19 protein-coding genes are annotated in these 17867 nt (G+C 70.0%); 2 read left to right on the forward strand and 17 right to left on the reverse strand.

What is annotated here, in order from left to right:
• The 6 genes from HAV40_RS35180 to HAV40_RS35205 all read right to left on the reverse strand — a co-directional run bounded on the left by HAV40_RS35180 (nucleotide 1) and on the right by HAV40_RS35205 (nucleotide 9168).
• Nucleotides 1-2964, reverse strand: coding sequence for a carbohydrate-binding protein (locus HAV40_RS35180; RefSeq protein ID WP_166388623.1), 2964 nt, complete (start codon nucleotides 2962-2964; stop codon nucleotides 1-3).
• 168 nt (nucleotides 2965-3132) lie between these two features.
• On the reverse strand, nucleotides 3133-4020 hold the full coding sequence (locus HAV40_RS35185; RefSeq protein ID WP_166388624.1) for a carbohydrate ABC transporter permease: 888 nt from the start codon (nucleotides 4018-4020) through the stop codon (nucleotides 3133-3135).
• An 11-nt stretch (nucleotides 4021-4031) separates the two neighbouring features.
• The gene (locus tag HAV40_RS35190; RefSeq protein ID WP_166388625.1) at nucleotides 4032-4994 is read right to left on the reverse strand and encodes a carbohydrate ABC transporter permease; all 963 of its coding nucleotides are present in this window, start codon (nucleotides 4992-4994) and stop codon (nucleotides 4032-4034) included.
• Between the two features lie 99 nt (nucleotides 4995-5093).
• Nucleotides 5094-6455: an ABC transporter substrate-binding protein gene (locus tag HAV40_RS35195; RefSeq protein WP_166388626.1), complete on the reverse strand. Its 1362-nt coding sequence runs from the start codon at nucleotides 6453-6455 to the stop codon at nucleotides 5094-5096.
• Nucleotides 6456-7001: 546 nt separating this feature from the next.
• On the reverse strand, nucleotides 7002-8012 hold the full coding sequence (locus tag HAV40_RS35200) for a LacI family DNA-binding transcriptional regulator (protein WP_239086750.1): 1011 nt from the start codon (nucleotides 8010-8012) through the stop codon (nucleotides 7002-7004).
• A gap of 94 nt (nucleotides 8013-8106) precedes the next feature.
• The gene (locus tag HAV40_RS35205) at nucleotides 8107-9168 is read right to left on the reverse strand and encodes an FAD-dependent monooxygenase (protein ID WP_166388627.1); all 1062 of its coding nucleotides are present in this window, start codon (nucleotides 9166-9168) and stop codon (nucleotides 8107-8109) included.
• A 55-nt stretch (nucleotides 9169-9223) separates the two neighbouring features.
• Between HAV40_RS35205 and HAV40_RS35210 the strand changes: the two genes are divergently transcribed.
• On the forward strand, nucleotides 9224-9781 hold the full coding sequence (locus tag HAV40_RS35210) for a TetR/AcrR family transcriptional regulator (protein ID WP_166388628.1): 558 nt from the start codon (nucleotides 9224-9226) through the stop codon (nucleotides 9779-9781).
• A gap of 43 nt (nucleotides 9782-9824) precedes the next feature.
• Here the strand turns inward: HAV40_RS35210 and HAV40_RS35215 are convergent, their stop codons facing one another.
• Nucleotides 9825-10376 (reverse strand): signal peptidase II, encoded by a 552-nt coding sequence (locus HAV40_RS35215; RefSeq protein ID WP_166388629.1) that lies wholly within the window; start codon nucleotides 10374-10376, stop codon nucleotides 9825-9827.
• Nucleotides 10377-10465: 89 nt separating this feature from the next.
• On the reverse strand, nucleotides 10466-11146 hold the full coding sequence (locus HAV40_RS35220) for a VOC family protein (protein WP_166388630.1): 681 nt from the start codon (nucleotides 11144-11146) through the stop codon (nucleotides 10466-10468).
• Nucleotides 11147-11217: 71 nt separating this feature from the next.
• Between HAV40_RS35220 and HAV40_RS35225 the strand changes: the two genes are divergently transcribed.
• Entirely contained in the window at nucleotides 11218-12147 is a 930-nt protein-coding gene (locus HAV40_RS35225; RefSeq protein ID WP_166388631.1) for a site-2 protease family protein, read from the forward strand.
• Between the two features lie 100 nt (nucleotides 12148-12247).
• Here the strand turns inward: HAV40_RS35225 and HAV40_RS35230 are convergent, their stop codons facing one another.
• From HAV40_RS35230 to HAV40_RS35270, 9 genes are all read right to left on the reverse strand, one after another.
• On the reverse strand, nucleotides 12248-12442 hold the full coding sequence (locus HAV40_RS35230; protein WP_166388632.1) for a DUF397 domain-containing protein: 195 nt from the start codon (nucleotides 12440-12442) through the stop codon (nucleotides 12248-12250).
• 132 nt (nucleotides 12443-12574) lie between these two features.
• A complete protein-coding gene (locus HAV40_RS35235; RefSeq protein ID WP_166388633.1) occupies nucleotides 12575-12775 on the reverse strand; it encodes a DUF397 domain-containing protein in 201 nt (66 codons plus the stop codon).
• A 59-nt stretch (nucleotides 12776-12834) separates the two neighbouring features.
• Nucleotides 12835-13731 carry a helix-turn-helix domain-containing protein gene (locus HAV40_RS35240; RefSeq protein ID WP_166388634.1) on the reverse strand — a complete coding sequence of 299 codons (897 nt, stop codon included), beginning with the start codon at nucleotides 13729-13731 and terminating at the stop codon, nucleotides 12835-12837.
• Between the two features lie 128 nt (nucleotides 13732-13859).
• Nucleotides 13860-14285 (reverse strand): DUF6232 family protein, encoded by a 426-nt coding sequence (locus HAV40_RS35245; protein WP_166388635.1) that lies wholly within the window; start codon nucleotides 14283-14285, stop codon nucleotides 13860-13862.
• Nucleotides 14286-14601: 316 nt separating this feature from the next.
• Nucleotides 14602-14973 (reverse strand): hypothetical protein, encoded by a 372-nt coding sequence (locus tag HAV40_RS35250; RefSeq protein WP_166388636.1) that lies wholly within the window; start codon nucleotides 14971-14973, stop codon nucleotides 14602-14604.
• Between the two features lie 42 nt (nucleotides 14974-15015).
• Entirely contained in the window at nucleotides 15016-15396 is a 381-nt protein-coding gene (locus HAV40_RS35255; protein WP_239086748.1) for a roadblock/LC7 domain-containing protein, read from the reverse strand.
• A gap of 53 nt (nucleotides 15397-15449) precedes the next feature.
• Complete coding sequence (locus HAV40_RS35260; RefSeq protein ID WP_166388637.1) at nucleotides 15450-16415, reverse strand: ADAM 12 protein; 966 nt, start codon at nucleotides 16413-16415, stop codon at nucleotides 15450-15452.
• A gap of 14 nt (nucleotides 16416-16429) precedes the next feature.
• Nucleotides 16430-16807: a hypothetical protein gene (locus HAV40_RS35265; RefSeq protein WP_166388638.1), complete on the reverse strand. Its 378-nt coding sequence runs from the start codon at nucleotides 16805-16807 to the stop codon at nucleotides 16430-16432.
• A gap of 407 nt (nucleotides 16808-17214) precedes the next feature.
• Entirely contained in the window at nucleotides 17215-17640 is a 426-nt protein-coding gene (locus HAV40_RS35270) for a hypothetical protein (protein ID WP_166388639.1), read from the reverse strand.
• Nucleotides 17641-17867: the final 227 nt, after the last annotated feature.

Genomic DNA, 17867 nt, shown 5'->3' on the forward strand with positions numbered 1-17867 from the left:
TCAGAAACCGCTGTTGCCGGGGCCGCGGTTGAGCGTGTAGCCCAGGCGGTTGATCAGCCCGCCGCTCGCGGCGCCGGACACGGTGACGTACGTGACGTACGCGCTGCCCGCGGCGTTGAGCTCGATCCCGTACGTCCCGGCGCCGTTGACGGTGACGTGGTCGAGCGTGAGGTTGGTGATGTTGCGCTGGAAGCTGAGCAGGATGCCCTGGTACGTGGAGTCGATGATGTCGACGTCCTTGACCAGGACCGGGGCCGTGATGTCGGTGGCCTCCGCGTAGATCCACAGGCCGCCGAGCGAGGAGTTCCAGTTGCGCTCGAAGCTCGACGTGCGGGTCAGCGTGTTGCGCTGCACGGAGGTGGTGTTGCTGAACGGCAGCGCCCCGTGCCAGGTGCTGATGGCGATGCCGGACCCGGCGTACACCGAGTCGCTGATCAGGTTGTCCTCGATGCGGTTGCCGTTGCCGCCGTAGATCGCCGCGCTGTTGGCCAGCATCGGCAGCGCGATCGAGTTGAAGGTGAACGCGCTGTTCGTCACCGGGGCCGAGTTCGACCACATGGCCAGCGCGTCGTCGCCGGTGTTGCGCAGCGTGCTCTGGTCGACGCGTACGTTCGTCGCGCCGCCGTTGACGTTCACGCCGTCGGCGAAGGTGTTGCGCATCCGGGTGCCGACGACGTACAGGCCGTTGGTGCCGGTGGTCGGCCACAGGGCGACCTTGGTGTGCTCGATCCAGACGTTGCTGACCAGCGAGCCGGTGCCGAAGTTGCCCTCGATGGCGGTGTCGAACGCGTTGTCGTCGCGGTAGCGCACGTCGCCGCTGATGGTGAGGTCGGCCAGGCGCACGTTCGACCCGGTGGCGAAGAAGCCGCCCTTGCCGTTGGTGCCCTTGACGACGGTGTGCCATACGCCCGCTCCGCGCAGGTGCACGTTGGCGATGTTCATCCGGGCGTTCACGACGAACGTTCCGGCGGGCACCCACAGGCCCTTGTTCTGGCTCTGCGCCGCCGAGATGGCGCTGTTGAACGCGTTGGTGTCGTCGCCGCTGTCGTTGGCGACGGCCCCGTAGGAGGTCACGTTCAGGAAGTCGGCCGGGGCGGACAGGGCCGCCGGGGCGACCTCGGCCTCGATCAGGTCGATCGTGTAGTAGGCCGCGTTCGACGAGGCGTCCTTCTGCAGCTTGATGACCGTGCCCGCCGGGTACGTGGTGCCCAGCAGGACGCGGACGTCGTCGAAGAAGCGGTGCGGCTCGCCGCCGGCCGGGTTGTTGTTGTACGGGTAGGCCCCGTACACCCAGCTGTAGGTCGAGTTCAGGCTGACGTCGGTGATCTTCGTCGAGCCCGCGTACAGCGCCAGCGGGTTGGTGTTGCCGGTGCCCGCCGCGTTGTCCGGGATCGAGTAGCGGATCGTGAACGCGTTGGCCGGCTTGGTCAGGGTGACCTGCACGTACTGCCCGGTCGAGGACAGCCTGACCGCGCGGCGGCCCGACGCCTCCGACGCCTCGGACAGGTAGGCCCGGTTCGGCCCGACCTGAGCGGCGTTGGTGCCGGCCGACTCCGCCTCGTAGACGGTGTACGGCAGGGTCGCGCCACGCGTGGCGAGAGCGGTGCCGCTGCCGACGGTGACGTTGTCGAGCAGCACGTTGCCGGAGTCGCCGGAGTCGTACTGGTAGCCGACGATGTTCAGCCCGGCGCGCAGGGTGAGGCTCTGCGCGGCGTTCAGCCAGCCGGAACCGGCGGGCAGCGAGAGCTGGCCGGTCTTGAGGCCGTTGACGTACACCGACACGGTGCGCGCCGCGCCGTTGGTGTTCGTGTAGCGCAGCGTCACCGTGGTCGCCCCGGACGTGGCGGCGTTGACGGTGCGGATGACGCGTGCCCCGGCCGTGGTCAGGCCGGTGACGTAACCGCTGCCCGTGTAGCCGCCGGTGGACGTCGCGGTCGCGGTGCCACCGGAGACGAAACCGGTCTCCAGCTCGTACGCCACACCGGTGACCGGCGGGGTCGGGCTGGTGCTCGGGGTCGGCGACGGGCTGCTCGGCGGTGTCGTCCCGGACACGGTGATGTTGTCCAGGTTGACGTTGCCCGAGTCGGTGCCGTCGAACTTCAGCGCGACCGTGTTGCTGCCCGCGTTGAGGGAGACCGACTCGGCGATCGTGCCCCAGGTGTCCCAGTTCGCGGTCGCGGCCAGGTTGACCTGGCGCACCTTCGTGCCGTTGGCGTACAGCGACAGGGTCATGTTCGCGCCGGTGCCGTTGGCGTAGCGCACCGTCACGGTGGCGGTGCCCGCGCTCGCGGCGCTCACGGTGAACGTCGTGTTCGCGTTGCCCTTGTTGCCGTCGGTGTAGCCGCCGACGAAGCCGGAACCGGTGAAGCCGGGGTGGTCGGTGGCCACGGTGGTGCCGCCGGACAGCGACGCGGACTCGGCCTCGTACTGGCCCGCGGGCGGGGCCGCGATGTCGGCGACGGTGAGGCTGTCGAGGTTGACGTTGCCGGAGTCGGCCGTGTCGAACCTGTACGACACCGTGCTGTTGCCGTTGCCCAGCGACACGGTCTCGACCTGCGTGCCCCAGCTGTCCCAGTTGGCGGTCGCGTTGAGGCTGACCTGCTTGATCTTCGCGCCGTTGACGTACAGCGACAGGGTCTTCGTCGCCGTGGTGCCGTTGGCGTAGCGCAGGGTCAGCGTGCGGTTGGCCGTCCCGGACACGTTCACCGTGAACGTCAGGTTGGCGTTGCCCCGGTTGCCGTCGGTGTAGCCGCCGACGAACCCGGAACCGGTGTACCCGGTGTGGTCGGTGGCGACCACGGTCCCGCCCGAGCGGGCGGCCGACTCGGCCTGGTACGTCGTGGTCGCGGCCGACGCGGGCAGGGCCGTGAGCAGGCCTGCGCCCAGGGTGAGCACGGCCGCGGCGAGGGCGGCCAGCAGGGTGCGAGCGGGGATGCGTGGAGCGGTGCGATGGTGCAGCGTCATTGCGTACTCCCTTCACTTGCGTGGGTGTGTCCCCCGTGGCGGTGGAACGCGGCCGCCGCCGGGCGGCCGTGTTCCGGGCAGCACCGACCGGCCCCCGGGCATGGGAACCGGGCGGCGGTGCGTGAGCGGATCTCTGAACCGGCCGGTGTCGGCCGGAAACTGGTGGGCCTACCCCTTGAGGGCCCCGGCGGACAGGCCGTTGAGGATGCTGCGCTGGAAGACCATGAAGATGACGACCATCGGGATGCTGGCGATGGCCAGTCCCGCGAACATCTCGTTGTTGGTGACCCGTCCGGTGCTGGCCAGGCGGCTCAGCGCCACGCTGATCGTCTGGCTTTCGGCCTCCTGCAGGACCAGCAGCGGCCAGAGGAAGTCCTTCCAGGAGCCGATGATCGCGAAGATCGAGACGACCGCCAGCACCGGGCGCGACAGCGGCAGGATGATGTGCCACAGCAGCCGCAGCCGCCCCGCGCCGTCGATGCCCGCCGAGTCCAGCAGGTCGTTGGGGATCTGGTCGAAGAAGCGCTTGAGCACGTAGATGTTGAACGCGTTCGCCGCGCCCGGCAGCCACAGCGCCCACGGGGTGTTGAGCAGGTTGCCCCCGAAGATCGGCACCTCCGCCACGGTCAGGTACGCGGGCACCAGCAGCGCGGCGGCGGGCAGCATCAGGCTGGCCAGCATGCCGCCCAGCACCACGTTGCCCAGGATCGGCCGCAGCTTCGACAGGGCGTACGCCGCCGCGACGTCGACGATCAGCTGGATGAGCCAGCCGCCGAGCGCGTAGAACGCCGTGTTCGCCAGATAGCGGCCGATCTCCAGCCGCCGCCACGCCTCAAGGTAGGTCTCCGGGTGCCACTCGGTCGGCCACAGCGTCGGCGACGGCTGCGCCAGCTCGATCGGCGTCTTCATCGCGCCGGTGACCATCCAGTACAGCGGGAAGATGAAGGCCAGCACGAAGGCCACCGCCATCGCGCCCAGCACCAGGCGGTAGATCAGGCGGCCACGACCACGGCGCAGGTCGGCGTCGGAGATCAGGGATCGCGTCAGGGAACTCATCGGGGATCCTCTCAGTCGGCCTTGCGGGTGAGCCGCAGGTAGAGGGCCGAGAACGCGCCGAGCACGATGAACAGCAGCACACTCATCGCGGCGGCCATGCCGAAGTCGTGGTTGATGGTGAAGGCGTACCGGTAGATCAGCACCATCACCGTGATCGTCTCGGGGTTGGTGGTGCCGGTGAGCTGGAACGGCTCGATGAAGACCTGCATCGTGGCGACGATCTGCAGCAGCAGCAGGACCAGCATGATGAAGCGCATCTGCGGGAAGGTCACGTGCCGCACGCGCTGCCAGACGGTCGCGCCGTCGAGCTCGGCGGCCTCGTACAGCTCGCCCGGGATACCGGCCAGGCCGGCCAGGTACATGATGGTCGCGCCGCCCATGTTCGACCAGGTCGAGACCAGCACCAGGGAGACCATCGCCATCTTCGGCGACTGGTTCCAGTCGGAGGTCGGCAGGCCGACGCCGGACAGGAGCGCGTTGAACAGGCCGTTGCCGGGGTCGTAGAAGTACTGCCAGAGCAGCACGCTGACGATCGGCGGCAGCATCACCGGCAGGTACACCGCGAACCGGAAGAAGCCCTTGGCGTGCCGGAACTCGTTGATGACCAGCGCCAGCACGAACGGCACCGCGAAGCCGAACAGCAGCGCCAGGCCGGTGAACTCCAGCGTGTTCAGCCACGCGGTGGCGAACAGCGGGTCGTCGAGCACGGCCGTGTAGTTGTCCATGCCGACCCAGATCGGATCGGTGACGAAGTTGTCCTGCTGGAAGCTGAGGATGATGCCCTTGACCAGCGGATACCAGGAGAACAGGGCGAAGCACAGCAGGCCGGCCGCGAGGAACGCGTACGCCTGGAGGTTGTCGCCGATCCTGCGGCGCAACCGCGCCGCGCGGGCCGAACCCGGCCCACCGGGCGCGTCGGCGCGCCCCGTCCCCCGTGTCACCGCTGCCGAGCTCTGCGGCGCGATCACCGTCATCGTCGTGCTTCCTTCCCTGCTGTGCTTGACCTGGGGAGGTGAGTCCCGGACCCGCGCCGGTGGCGGTCGGCCACCGGCGCGGGTCGCGACCCTACCGCGTCACTTGACGGTCGACAGGATCTGGTTGACCTGCTTCTCGGCGTCCGACAGCAGCTTGGCGATGTCGGCGTTCTCGTCGGTCAGCACCTTCTGCATGGCCGTGTCCAGCACCGCGTAGATCTGCTGCGCCAGCGGCGGCTCGAGCTTCAGCGGGATGGTGGTGGCGGTGGCGAGGAAAGGACCGAAGTTCTCCGACGGGATGTTGGCGTGCTTCTTGGTCGCCTCCTCCCACTTGGCCAGCGAGGCGCCGGTCCAGATGTTCGGCTGGGGCAGGCCCACGGGCTGGCCCTTGGCGGCCGCCTTCTCGTTGTCGGCCGCGATGCGGTCCGGGTCGAGCGCGCCGCCCTTGAAGGACAGCCAGGTCAGACCGGCCTTGATCTTCTCCGGGCTGAGACCGGCCTTGAACATGTAGCCGTCGCCGCCGCCCAGGGTGCCCTGGCCGCCGGGGATGCCGCCGAGCCCGAAGTCCTCGTACTTGGCCTTGTACTGGTTCACGATGACGGGGAAGTTGTCAGCGGAGCCGATGTACATGCCGAGCTTGCCCGAGGCCATCATCTGCAGCAGGTCGGCCCACTCGAGCAGCTGGCGCTGCCCCATGGTCTTGTCCGTCCAGCGCATGTCCTTGAGCTGCTGCAGGACCTGCTTGCCCTTGTCGTTGTTGAACGCGGCCTTCCAGGTGTCGCCGTCCTTGACCGCGACGTCACCGCCGACCGAGTACATCTCCGCGGTGAAGTGCCAGCCACCGGTGTTGTTCTTGCTGTAGTCGCCGTAGCCGACGGTGCCGTTGCCCAGCGCCGTGATCTTCTTCGCCGCCTCGCGGACCTCTTCCCAGGTCTTCGGCGGGCTGGTCGGGTCGAGACCGGCCTTGGTGAACAGCGTCCGGTTGTAGACCAGGCCCAGCGAGTAGTTCGCCACCGGCACGCCGAAGATCTTGCCGTCGGAGCCGGTGAAGACCTTCATCAGGTCCGGCTTGACGTCCTTGATCGACGGGAAGTCGGCCAGCTGCGCCGAGATGTCCTGCACCTGGCGCTTGGCGATCAGCGCCGCCGGGTCGGTCAGGTAGACGTAGAAGACGTCCTCCAGCTGGCCGCCAGCCAGCTTGGTGGCGAACGTCTGGGGGTCCATGAACCCCTCTTTGGCGGTGATCTTGATGTTCGGGTACTTCGCCTCGAACGCCTTGACGTCGGCCTCGAAGTTGGCGCGGTTGACCGCGTCCGTCGCCGGGGGCATCCCGTTGACGGTGATCGACACCGGACCGCTGGGGGTCTCCGGCTCCTTGTCGCCGGCGCAGGCCGCGCCGAGCATCGTCGTGCCGGCCACCAGCGCGAGCGCCAGCGACTTGCCGAGCAAACGTCGGTTCATCGGTTCTCCGATCCCTTCTGTATGCACATCCCGGACCTCAGCCGGCCCGGCTGCTCCGGCAGCGGCGAGCGCTCCGGGTTTGTTAATCGCGTATTGCGGCCGCGTCGCTCGGGGGTTACAGCGCCGTGGCGTGAGCAGAAGGATAGGCGCGCTCGCGCGCAGAAGTCCAGAGGATGACGCAAAAACGTGATCACAGCTTTGCCATCCACTTGCACAGTCCCGCAAGTTCGTGACTCATCAATATGATCGACCAAGAAGGGCCCCACCAGCCCATACCCCCACCCGCCCCACCCCGCGACCCGGCCGCGTCCCGGGCGCCGCCGCGTCCCGGGCGCCGCCGCCGCGTCCCCGCCGCCGCCGCGTCCCGGGCGCAACTCTTAAAGAGTCGCGCCCTCGTGACGTGTTTGAGGGCGCGACTCTTTAAGAGTTGCGGCAGGTGGGGGTGGGGCGGTGGCCGGTGGCCGGTGGCCGGTGGCCGGTGGCCGGTGGCCGGTGGGCGGTGGCCCGGTGGCGGGCGGGTGGGCGGAGGCGGCCCGTGGTGGGGGGTCAGGCGGGGACCGGGCAGGGGCCGGTGGTGCTGCGGACGATGAGTTCGGGGTCGAAGAGGACCTCTTCGGAGGCCGCGGGGCGGCCTTCGAGCTGGGACAGCAGGGAGATCACGGCGGCGCCGGCCATGGCGCGGACCGGTTGGCGCACGGTGGTCAGGGGCGGGTCGGTCACGCCCATGAAGGTCGAGTCGTCGAAGCCGACCACCGACACGTCGTCGGGGACCTCCAGGCCCTGCTTGCGTACGGCCCGCACGGCCCCCAGCGCCAGCGCGTCACTCGCGCACACCAGCCCGGTCACCCCGGCCGCGAGCAGCCGGTTCGCCGCTCCGCGGCCGCCCTCGACGGTGAACACCGTGTGGTCGACCCAGCGCCGCCAGCGGGTCTCGCCGCGCTCCTCCCAGAACTTGGCGAACCCGGCCAGCTTGCGGGCCGACGGAACGTGCCCGACCGGCCCCAGGATCAGCCCGATCTTCTCGTGGCCCAGCCCGGCGAGGTGCGCCAGCGCCTGCTCGGCCGCGCCGGTGTCGTCGACGCAGATCCGGGCCACGCCGAGGTTCTCGTCAGCCGCGTTGATCAGCACTATCGGCAGCCTGCGCTCGGTGAGCTGCTTGATCGCGGCGGGCCCGGCGTCGGCGTAGCTGCTGCCGACGAACACGATCCCGCCGACCTGCTGCGCCAGCAGCATCTCGATGTAGTGCGCCTCGGAGACCCCGTCGGAGGTGCGCGTGCACAGCACCGGAACCAGCCCGCGCTGGATCAGCGACACCCCGATGACCTCGGCGAACGCCGGGAAGATCGGGTTGCTGAGGTCGGGCACGACCAGCCCGATCAGCCGGGCGCGCTCGCTGCGTACGGGTTCGGGCCGGGCGAACCCGAAAACGTCCAGCGCGGTGAGCACCGTGTCGCGGGTCGCCTGGGAGACGCCCGGCTTGCCGCGCAGCACCCGGCTCACGGTCGCCTCGGACACGCCCGCGAACTTCGCCACCGCCGAAAGCCTGCTCGTCGTCACCCCCGGGATCTTACAGCAAGCAGTGCAAAAACCAAGACGGCCTGCGCAACCTGTTGCACGCTCGTGAACCCCCAGCTCACGCTGTCCGCGTGCGTCAGGCGGGCGGACCCAGGGACAGCGCGAGGCGGAGCACGCCGTCGCGCAGCGCAAGGAAGCGACGAGCCTGCGACATGCGGTTCACGAGCAGGGAGGTCGCCGCCAGGCGCTGGGTGGGGCGGCGGCGTTCCCGGTCGTACGCCCGCAGGCCCGCCGCCACCTCGCCGCCGGACAGGCACCGGGCCAGCGTGACCCCGTCGATGATCGCCTGACAGGCCCCCTGCCCCAGATCGGGTGTCATCGCGTGCGCGGCATCGCCGAGCAGCGCCACGTTGCCGACCGTGTACGACGGCAGCGCCGGGGCCACGTGGTGCAGGTCGTGCCGGATCACCTGCGAGGTGGCGTACCGGTCGAGCACGGCCGGGATCGGGTCGTGCCAGCCGCCGAAGACCCGGCGCAGCTCGTCGGCGTCGTCGAGTGCGGGACGGTACCCCTCGGGCGCGGTCAGCACGGCGTACCAGTTGGTGCGGCCCGGTCCCTGTGGCGTGATGCCGAAGCGGGCGCCGACGCCCCAGGTCTCGCCGCCGGTGGCGACGTCCAGGTCGGCGGTGCCGCGCCAGACGGTCGCGCCCGCGTAACGCAGGCCGTGCCGGTCGCCGAACAGCGCGGTGCGGATCCGGCTGCCGATGCCGTCGGCCGCGACGACGACGTCGTGGTCGCGGCGCAGCGCGGTGATGTCGCCGACGGGGCTGCCGAAACTGAGCACGCCGCCGGGCAGCGCGCTGCTGAGCACGCCGAGCAGGGCGGGCCGCGACACCAGGTGGACCGGCTCGCCGTGCTTCTCGCGTACCTGATCCATGTCCAGGGTGACGATGCGCGACCCGTCCGGGCGGCGGATCGCGCCGTTGCGCTGGGGCAGCCCTGCGGCTCGCACGGCCGCGCCGACGCCGATCTCGTCGAGCGCGCGCAGCGCCGACGGCCAGATGCCCAGGCCGGTGCCGGTGGCCGGCAACGTGTCGCTGCGCTCGTACACGCCGACCTGCCAGCCCGCTGCCCGCAGCCCGATGGCGGTCGCCAGACCGCCGATGCCGCCACCCACGACGGCCGCCGTTCTCGTCATGCCGCGAACGTACTACAGATGTAGTTGGCGTGACTACAGCTGTAGTGTTCGTCTCATGTCCGATCGCAAGGAGCAGGTGCTCGACGCCGCCATCGCCGTCCTCGGCACGAAGGGACTGCGCGCGCTGACGCACCGCGCGGTCGACGCCCAGGCAGGACTCCCGGAAGGCTCGACGTCGAACGGTTTCCGCACGCGGGAGACCCTGATCGGCGGCATCCTGGACCGCCTCGTCGACCTGGAGACGGCACTGTGGCAGCGCCTGGCCGGGCAGCGCCCACCTCACTCGCTGGAGGAGTTCGCCCAGCTCATAGCAGCAATGGTCGGTGAAGTGACCGGCTCCGCCAGGGCGCTGACCCTGGCCCGGCACGCGATCTTCCACGAGGCGGCGTTCCAGCCGGAGTTACAGCGCAAGATCCGCATAGCGCGGCAGCGGCTGGCCGGCTGGGGTGAGCCGTGGCTGGCGCAGTTCGGGTCGACCGCGCCGCAGGCCGACTTCCTGACCATGCTCGCCCTGCTCGACGGCCTGGTGGCCATCCAGCTCGCCTGCCCGGAGCCAGGCTTCGACCCGACACCGTCCATCCTCACCGCGCTGCGCGGCATGCGCTCCGCCTGACGGGCGGGCGCAAGCCGTCAACCCGGCCACGGATCGACGGCAGTTATGACGCGGGCGTGGTCGCGGGCTCAGGTTCGGCAGCCCGCCCGGTCAGCGGGATGTTGCGCACGTTGAGGACCAGGATCAGCGCCACGCCGCCCACCAGGGCGATGTCCGCGACGTTGCCGACGAACGGGCCGTAGTCGATGAAGTCGACGACGTGTCCCCGAGCGAAACCGGGCTCGCGCAGCAGCCGGTCCAGCAGGTGCGTCGTAGCGCCGCCGAGGACCAGGCCGAGCCCGATCGCCCAGGCCCGCGACCCGACCCGCCGCGCGGCGTAGGTGATCGTCACGACCGCCGCCGCCGCGATCAGCGTCAGCACCCAGGTGTACCCGGTGCCGATGGAGAACGCCGCGCCCGGGTTGTAGGTCAGCCGCAGCTGGATCAGCTCGCCGATGACGTCGATCGGCGCCCGGCCGGTCAGCTCCGACACCGCCCACCACTTGGTCAGCTGATCCACCGCCACCAGCGCCGCCGCGAGGACGAGCACCAGCGTGAACAGCCGCGTGACGCGGCGCTCCGCCGGAACGTTCGGTGCAGCCTGCCCTGTCGCCATCACGATCTCTCCGTATGCCCTCGACCAGCTCGCCGGCTGGCAACCCTAACCCATGCGGCGACACGCCTGACGATCTTCACAGGCATCGCTCAGTCGCGGCCGAGCCACGTCGTCACGCAGGCCTCGTTGCCCTCCGGGTCGGCGAGCACCCGGAACGCGGGCGCCTCCTTGTCGTACACCACCCGCCCACCGGCGGCGACAGCCGCCGCGACGCGGCGGTCCGCCTCGTCGTGCGGCACCGAGACGTCCAGGTGGATGCGGTTGCGCTGGGCGCGTGGGGCGTCCATCTGCTGGAACCACACCGCAGGCCCCTGGCCGTACGGGTCGAGCAGCGCAGCCCCCGGATCGTCGGCGTCGGCGTCGGTGTAACCGAGCACCGCCCGCCAGAACGGCCGCACCGCACCGATGTCCATCGCGTCGATGGCGATCTCCAGCAGCTGCGCGGCCCGTGGCCCGCCGACAGCGTCGACGGCGTGCCCCGCCTCGGCCAGCGCGGCCGACACCCGCACCGCCAGCGCGGTCTCCCGGCCGCTCAGCCGCATCGCACCGGGCACCTGCACCGTCAGCAGGACCCGCTGTCCGCCCAGGTCGAGCCGCAGCAGGCGCTCCCCGTCCGCACCCGCGGCCGCCACCGCGAGCGCGGCCACCTCCACCGCCCCGGCCAGCGACGACACCGCGACAGCGGTGCACAGCGAGCCGAGCACGAACCGCCATCCGTGTCCGGTGACCGCTTCGGACGCCTGCTGCCGGGTGAGGGCCGTTTCGCTCATACCCCGATGCTTCCAGGGCACGGCCCACAGGTACAGCGGACTTGGGGTCTGCTCGGGTAGCCTTGCCCGCCATGAGCGGTGGCCACGGGCAACACGACGATCCACTCGACCGCCTCGCGGCCGAAGAGGACTGGAGCAGCCGCGCCAAGGCGGTCGAGAACCAGGTGGCGCGCGAGCAGCGGATGCCCTCCCTGCGCTCGGCCCGCGCGCCGCGCCCCCGGGGCGCACGCGAACCGCACGGCGGCATCTCCCCGATCTTCGTCGGCCTCGTCGTCGTGATGCTGGTCAGCGCCGTGGCGATGTGGATCGGCGCCGGGCACCCGTCACTGGTCGTGTTCCTCTTCGTGATCTCGGGCTGGCTGGTGACCCTCTGCCTGCACGAGTTCTCCCACGCGTACACCGCCCACCGGGGCGGCGACCACACCGTGGCCGAGAAGGGCTACCTGCGCCTGGACCCCCGCAAGTACGGCCACCCGGTGCTCACGCTGGTGCTGCCCCTGCTCTGGCTGCTGATCGGCGGGCTGCCGCTGCCGGGCGGCGCGGTGATGATCGAGAGCCACCGGCTGCGCAACCGGTTCCGCGACGCCCTGGTGTCGGCGGCCGGACCTGCCGTCAACATCGTCGCGGCCGCAGGCCTGCTCGTCATCATCGCGGTGGCCGGACCGGAGTACTCCTTCGGCCTGTCCGGGCCGGAGCTCACCTTCTGGGCGGGACTGACCTTCCTCGCGTACCTGCAGGTCGCGACGGCGATCCTCAACCTGCTCCCGGTCCCGGGCCTCGACGGGTACGGCATGATCGAGCCCTACCTGCCGCCCGGCGCCCGCCAGGCGGGTAACAAGATCAAGCCGTTCGGCATCCTGCTGGTGTTCGCTCTGCTGTACTTCCCGCTGGCCCGCGGCCTGTTCGGCGACGCGACCTACTTCTTCATGGACGTCGCGGGAGCGCCGCTCAACCTGGTCTACGAAGGCAGCCAGCTGTTCCAGTTCTGGCGCAGTTGGTGACGGGAGACGGCGCGGTGAGGGCGCATCGGCCGACGACCCGGCCAGGTCTCGACGGTCGCCGCTGACCGCCGCGCCGCTGCGCCCGAGTGCTTGCGGGCGGTCAGAGGTCGAACTCGCCGTCCTTGGCGGACCTCAGGAACGCCGCCCACTCTTCACGGGTGAACACGACGACGGGTTCGTCCGTGCGGGCGCGGCGGATGCGCACCTCGTCGCCCGCCGTGCCTACCTCGACGCAGGCGCCGGTGTCGCAGTAGGACCCCACCCGCCACGCGACGTGCTGTTCTTCCGATGTCATGGGCTGACCCTTCATCGGTGACTGGCAGTTCAGCGTACTAGGCGAAACCGTCGCGATGGACCGTGCGGGCATTGTTGGCACAACGCCGAACAGGTCCGTTCGCCAGGGCGAGCGGACCTGTTCGGCACACCGTTATGCGGCGGCGAAGTCCCCCGCCCTCACCCCCGCGATGAAGGCGGCGAACTCCTGCCGGGAGAAGCGGAGCGCCGGGCCCTGCGGATCCTTGGCGTCGCGGATCGCGACACCGTGGTCGAGCTGCGCGACCTCTACGCAGGCACCGCTGTCGCAGTAGCTGCTCCGGCGCCAGGTGAGCTCGGCCTCGAGAACGGACATGCGGAAACACTGATCCTTTCGTGGTGGTGACGGGAGTGGTCTTCCGGCGGCCGGACCGCCTAGCTATCGGACTCCGCCCGCAAGGCCGCGATACGGGCCTCCAGCAGGCGTCCGGAACGTTCGGCGCCGTACGACCTCGCCAGGATCACGTCGAAGATCCGGTGATGTCGCGAGACCTCCTCCGGAGCATGGATGATCTCGTCGTTCTGCCAGCTCTCGCGGTAGAGGACCGCGTCCTGCGCGCTGCCGAGGTCGAGCAGGGTGAACGAGCCGAGGGTGACCGCGAACGCGCCGAGGCTGAACGGCACCACCCGCAGGGTGACCTTGCCTTCGGCGATGAGCTTCAGCAGATGCTGGAACTGGGCGAGGGCGATCTCGCGGCTGCCGACTTCGCGATAGAGCACCGACTCGTCGATCGCCAGCAGGTACGTCGGCCGGTCCGGGCGCTCGAAGATGTTCTCGTGCCGCCGCAGGCGCACCTCCAGCCGCGCCGCCCGCTCGTCCTCGGTGATCATGTTGAGTTCCGCGTGCCAGAAACCCAGCACCGCCTCGGCGTGCGCCGGTGTCTGCAGGATTCCGGGCAGGATGGTCGAGGCGAAGAACCTGATCGTGGTGGCCTGTCCCTCGAACTGCATCAGCTGCATCAGGGCCGGGGTCAGCAGGCTGCGGTAGCGCGGTCCGTCCCACCAGCCGCTGGTGCGGCGGCGCGCGGTCCTGGCCTCCTGGATCAGTTCGGCGACCGCGGCGGGGTCGTCCACGCCGAACTTGGTCAGCAGCGCGCGAAGATCGGTGCTGGAGACGCTGACCTCGCCGCTCTCGATGCGCTGCACCTTGGACAACGACCACTCGAGCGCGGCGGCGACGTCACCCTGGGTCAGCTCGGCAGCCTCCCGCCGGCTGCGGATCGCGATGCGGAGTCGGCGGCGGGCCACTGCGGGCGAATCACCCGAGACCATGGCGGCCCTCCCGGTCGTCTCCCGTTCCGCGATCTAGCCGTACAGCAGATGGGGATGCCGCTGTGTGATGCAACGTCCAGACGTTACACCGCGGCATCCCGGTACGACACCACTGCGGGAAAGCGATGTCAATTCGTGTCCGCGTGATACTCCATCGCGCGCACCAGACCACGTCTGACCTGCTCGAACATTCGCTCGTCAGTGGTCGCGAAGAGCAGTCGCCACGACCCGCGGTAGAAGGCGTGCAACTCGTACGAGTGAGTCCTGGTCCGCCAGCAGCCGCGCGTCCCGACCAGGAACGCCGCGGCGATCGTCGCCGCGACCGACGTCGCACCCGTCCCGAGCACCGGCCAGGCGGTCGCCGCGGCGACTCCGGCGGTGCCCGTCGCGTAGAGCCGGGTGGTGGCGCCACCACTGCCGGCCCGACCGGACGGGACGCAGACGATGTGTACGCCGCGCAGTCCGCGCAGGGCGAACCGGCGGGGCTCAGGGCCGCGCACCTCGAAGTATCGGTGGTCGATGTGCGCGCACGGGCCTCGGTAGTAGACGGGCATCCTTCCTCTCCCTTGAACGGCCCTTGCAGGGAGAGAGTTGCATGCGTAAAGATGGCATGTGATGGTCCTCCTTCCCCTGCGTGGGACGAGGCCAAGAGCGGCGCCCGGTGCCAGCCGGGCGCTGTTCCTGTTCCAGGAAGCGAACCGCTTCCTTACCGATCAGTATGGGTTCGCCACCCGTTGATCGCCATACTGCAATCTGCGATACGGCTGATCTGAACGGACATTAAAGTGAATCACGTCCGATCGCGACCGCCCCCTCGCCGATGGCCTGGCGCACCACGGCTCCGGCCACCGGCGACGAGATCGGCGGTGATCACATCTGCAGACCCTCCTCGATGGTCCGGAGCTTGTGCCGGGCCATCGCGAGGTTGGCGCGCGACCGGGCCAGCACCAGGTAGAGGAAGAGCCCCTGGGTGTTACGGCTGGTCAGTGGCCTGATCACGTGGTACTGCACGCCGAGCGTGATCAGGATGTCCTCGATGGTGTCCTTGAGCTTGAGCATCTCCAGGGTGCGCAGTTTCGCCCGGACGACGTCGGTGTTGCCGGCTGCGGCAATGGTCAGGTCCATCTCCTTGGAGCTGCCGAGCGCGCCAAGAGCCATACCGCTGGTGTAGTCCACGAGCGCGACACCCACCGCGCCCTCGATCTGCATCGCTTCCTGGAGCGAGCTTTCCATGTCAGCCATGGTGGAACCTCGTTTTCGTTCGCTAAGGGATGGTCAGGTGGTTCAGCGGATCTCAATGTGCTGGAAGTACTCTCCGATGCGCGCCGCGACCGGACGCGCCTCGTGGTGCAGGCGGGCGACGTTCAGCTCCCGGCCCGCGATGACGGTGAGCAGGGCCGACGCTCCGGCGGCGAAGACCGCCACGTAGCCGTTGCTGGCCGTGGTGACCGTCTCCCGGAACTCCCCCGAGCGCACCGCGGCGATGATCTGCTGCCCCAGGCCGAGCTGCGCGGCCGACATCGCGGCGAAGACCTCGGGCTCGACGCTTTCGGCGTCCTGCGCGATGAGCAGCCCGTCGACGCTCGCCACGAGTACGCCCACCACGTGTGGCAGCCGCATGCGCAGCTCGTGTATCTCGACGAGCACCGGACTGTCGGGGGCCAAGAGGATGACTCCTTTCTTCCTACCGCGTAGGACCGATCTCAGAAGGTCTCGTTTCACAGCGCCCCCAGTCCCGCGATGAGGCGGGTGAGGATCTGCTCGGGCACGCGGGTGTCCAGCGTGCCGGCGAGTTCGGTACGCCGGTCGGGCTCCTGCCGTACGGCGCGGCGCGGCAGCGGGACGTGCGGCCGCGGTTCACCGGGCGGCTCCGGCGGCGGGCCGGGCGCGGGTTCGGCCACGGGCTTCGCGTGCCGTCCGGGCTGCGCCGTGGCCGTCGCCGTCGCGGTCACCCCGGCGGCGGCCCTGGCCCGCACCGTCGCGACGGATTCGGCGGCGGCGGAGCCACCGGGGCGGCCCGGCTCGACGAGGCCGGTCCTGGCCATGCGGCGCACCTCGAGCATGACCGTGAACGTGTCGCGGCCGAGCAGCCGGGCGAGGTCGATCGGGCTGCGGCGGCGGTCGGCGTTGGCGACCACCTCCCACTGCAGCGCGGTGAGCGCGACGCACTGCGAGCGCAGCCGCCGCTGGGGCAGCACGGCCGCGGTGTCGATGGCGGCGTCCGGCCACGCGTCGGCGAGCAGCCGTTTGCGCCGGTCCACCTCCTGGCAGACCGTACGCAGGTCGAGGGTCCGCAGGTGGCCGACGGGGTGGCGGGCGCGGTGCTCGAAGTGCGCCGCGACGACGAGGTCGAACAGGAAGAACGCCGCGTCGTAGAGGGCGATCACGCCGAGCGCCTCCAGTTCGGCCTGGGTGACCAGTCCGGCGTCGACGAGTTCGGGCCCGATGCGGTGCTGGGCGCGACCGGCGGTCACCGCGGCGCGCCAGGCGTCGGCGGGCAGCCGCCCGGAGGCGGTGAGCAGCCGCTCCACTCCGGACGCGACAGGCGTCTCGGCGTACGCGACCCGGCCGTCGACGACGTACACGACGCCGCCGGGCGGGTCGAGGATGCGCAGCGCGCCGGTGACCCCCGCCGCGCACCACGGCTCCAGCGACTCGCGCAGCATCGGCGGACGTGAGCTCATCGACATGCGGCGGGTCAGTTCGCGCTGAACTGGGAGGCGATCACGCTCAGCTGCCGCTGCGCCATGACCAGGTTGCCGACCGCGCGGTCGAGCCAGACGTAGAGCACCATGCGGGCTTCGACGTCCGACGCGAGCAGGCGCATGACGTGGTATCCGTTGCCCGCCGTGATCACGATGTCCTCGACGTGCGCGGGCTGGCCGACCGTCGCGAACGCGGCGGTCTGCATGGTCGCGTGGATCATGCCGACGGCGTCGGCGGGGGTGTCGTCGCGGCTGCCCGGCCCGCGCCCGGCCGCGCCGATGACCGAGCCGCTGGGGTAGTCGATGAGACTGGCGCCGTGGACGCCCTGGAGCGCCATCAGGCGGTGAAGACAGTCGTCGATGTCAAGCACAGCCGCTCCCCGGAAGAACATGACACCACCCACGATTCACGCCACCGCCCGGAACGCCTGGGAGCGCATCGATGGTGACGGTTAGCTCGGTGAAGACTACAACAGGTAACCGAGATTGAGGATGGTTCGGGTGAAAACTATTCGTTCGCAACTTCTGCCCGAAAGGCCATTGAAGTCGTATATAGACGGTTGGCTGACGGAAGCCCGGGGAAGCCCCGCCAACCCCCGGCCGTTGCGGAGGTTACGCACGTTCGACCTCGGCGAATCGCACAAGCTGTCCGTCACCGAGAGCTTGCGTAATGCAGCCGACTGTCCTATGGCGACCGGTTCGACGTCGTCACAAAACCGGGCGGGCGGTCCGTATCACGTGGATACGGACCGCCCGCCCGGTGCAGCGCTGATCGCGCTCAGTGAGAACGCTTCGACTTGCGGCCCAGCCACCAGACGACGGTGACCACCGCCGCGCCGATGAGCCAGGGTCGCGGGTTGCGGCGGACACTGTCCATCACGTCGCGGCCCATGTCCTCCCACTCCTGGGAGCTGGACGGCATCCGGTCGGCCAGGTCGTGGGCGACCTCGCCCGCCTTGTCCTTGGCCAGCACCGCCGTCGCGGCGACCTGGTCCCTGACCTCACCGGCCTGTACGGCGACGGTGCGGCCGGACGCGGCCAGCGTGTGCCCGACCTCACCAGCCTGCGCGGCGACGGTGCGACCCGACTCGGCCAGGGTGTGCCCGACCTCACCAGCCTGCGCCGCGACCGCCCGGCCCGACTCGGCCAGCGTCTGCTTGAGCTGCTCCGCCGAAGCGGCGACTCCGTTGCTGTTCTTAGCCATTTGAGCTGCCCTCCTCTTTCGCGCCGAGCACGCCCCGAGGAAACGGCGGCCCGTCGCCACCCCGATACCCGTCCCCCACCGCCCTAACCACCGTCCGCCCCAGACATTCACTCCACCCACCACCCACCACCCCCACCGCCAACCCCACCCACCCACCCGGGCCGCCGGCCCAGGCCCGTCGACAACTCTTAAAGACTCGCGGCCTCCAGACTGTCTGGAGGCCGCGA

The organism is Catellatospora methionotrophica, from assembly GCF_011297335.1.
GTDB lineage: Bacteria > Actinomycetota > Actinomycetes > Mycobacteriales > Micromonosporaceae > Catellatospora > Catellatospora methionotrophica.

Coding starts and splice junctions, on each gene's coding strand:
- HAV40_RS35180 (WP_166388623.1), bottom strand. CDS start 2,964: ATGACGCTGCACCATCGCACCGCTCCACGCATCCCCGCTCGCACCCTG.
- HAV40_RS35185 (WP_166388624.1), bottom strand. CDS start 4,020: ATGAGTTCCCTGACGCGATCCCTGATCTCCGACGCCGACCTGCGCCGT.
- HAV40_RS35190 (WP_166388625.1), bottom strand. CDS start 4,994: ATGACGGTGATCGCGCCGCAGAGCTCGGCAGCGGTGACACGGGGGACG.
- HAV40_RS35195 (WP_166388626.1), bottom strand. CDS start 6,455: ATGAACCGACGTTTGCTCGGCAAGTCGCTGGCGCTCGCGCTGGTGGCC.
- HAV40_RS35205 (WP_166388627.1), bottom strand. CDS start 9,168: ATGACGAGAACGGCGGCCGTCGTGGGTGGCGGCATCGGCGGTCTGGCG.
- HAV40_RS35210 (WP_166388628.1), top strand. CDS start 9,224: ATGTCCGATCGCAAGGAGCAGGTGCTCGACGCCGCCATCGCCGTCCTC.
- HAV40_RS35215 (WP_166388629.1), bottom strand. CDS start 10,376: ATGGCGACAGGGCAGGCTGCACCGAACGTTCCGGCGGAGCGCCGCGTC.
- HAV40_RS35220 (WP_166388630.1), bottom strand. CDS start 11,146: ATGAGCGAAACGGCCCTCACCCGGCAGCAGGCGTCCGAAGCGGTCACC.
- HAV40_RS35225 (WP_166388631.1), top strand. CDS start 11,218: ATGAGCGGTGGCCACGGGCAACACGACGATCCACTCGACCGCCTCGCG.
- HAV40_RS35230 (WP_166388632.1), bottom strand. CDS start 12,442: ATGACATCGGAAGAACAGCACGTCGCGTGGCGGGTGGGGTCCTACTGC.
- HAV40_RS35235 (WP_166388633.1), bottom strand. CDS start 12,775: ATGTCCGTTCTCGAGGCCGAGCTCACCTGGCGCCGGAGCAGCTACTGC.
- HAV40_RS35240 (WP_166388634.1), bottom strand. CDS start 13,731: ATGGTCTCGGGTGATTCGCCCGCAGTGGCCCGCCGCCGACTCCGCATC.
- HAV40_RS35245 (WP_166388635.1), bottom strand. CDS start 14,285: ATGCCCGTCTACTACCGAGGCCCGTGCGCGCACATCGACCACCGATAC.
- HAV40_RS35250 (WP_166388636.1), bottom strand. CDS start 14,973: ATGGCTGACATGGAAAGCTCGCTCCAGGAAGCGATGCAGATCGAGGGC.
- HAV40_RS35260 (WP_166388637.1), bottom strand. CDS start 16,415: ATGAGCTCACGTCCGCCGATGCTGCGCGAGTCGCTGGAGCCGTGGTGC.
- HAV40_RS35270 (WP_166388639.1), bottom strand. CDS start 17,640: ATGGCTAAGAACAGCAACGGAGTCGCCGCTTCGGCGGAGCAGCTCAAG.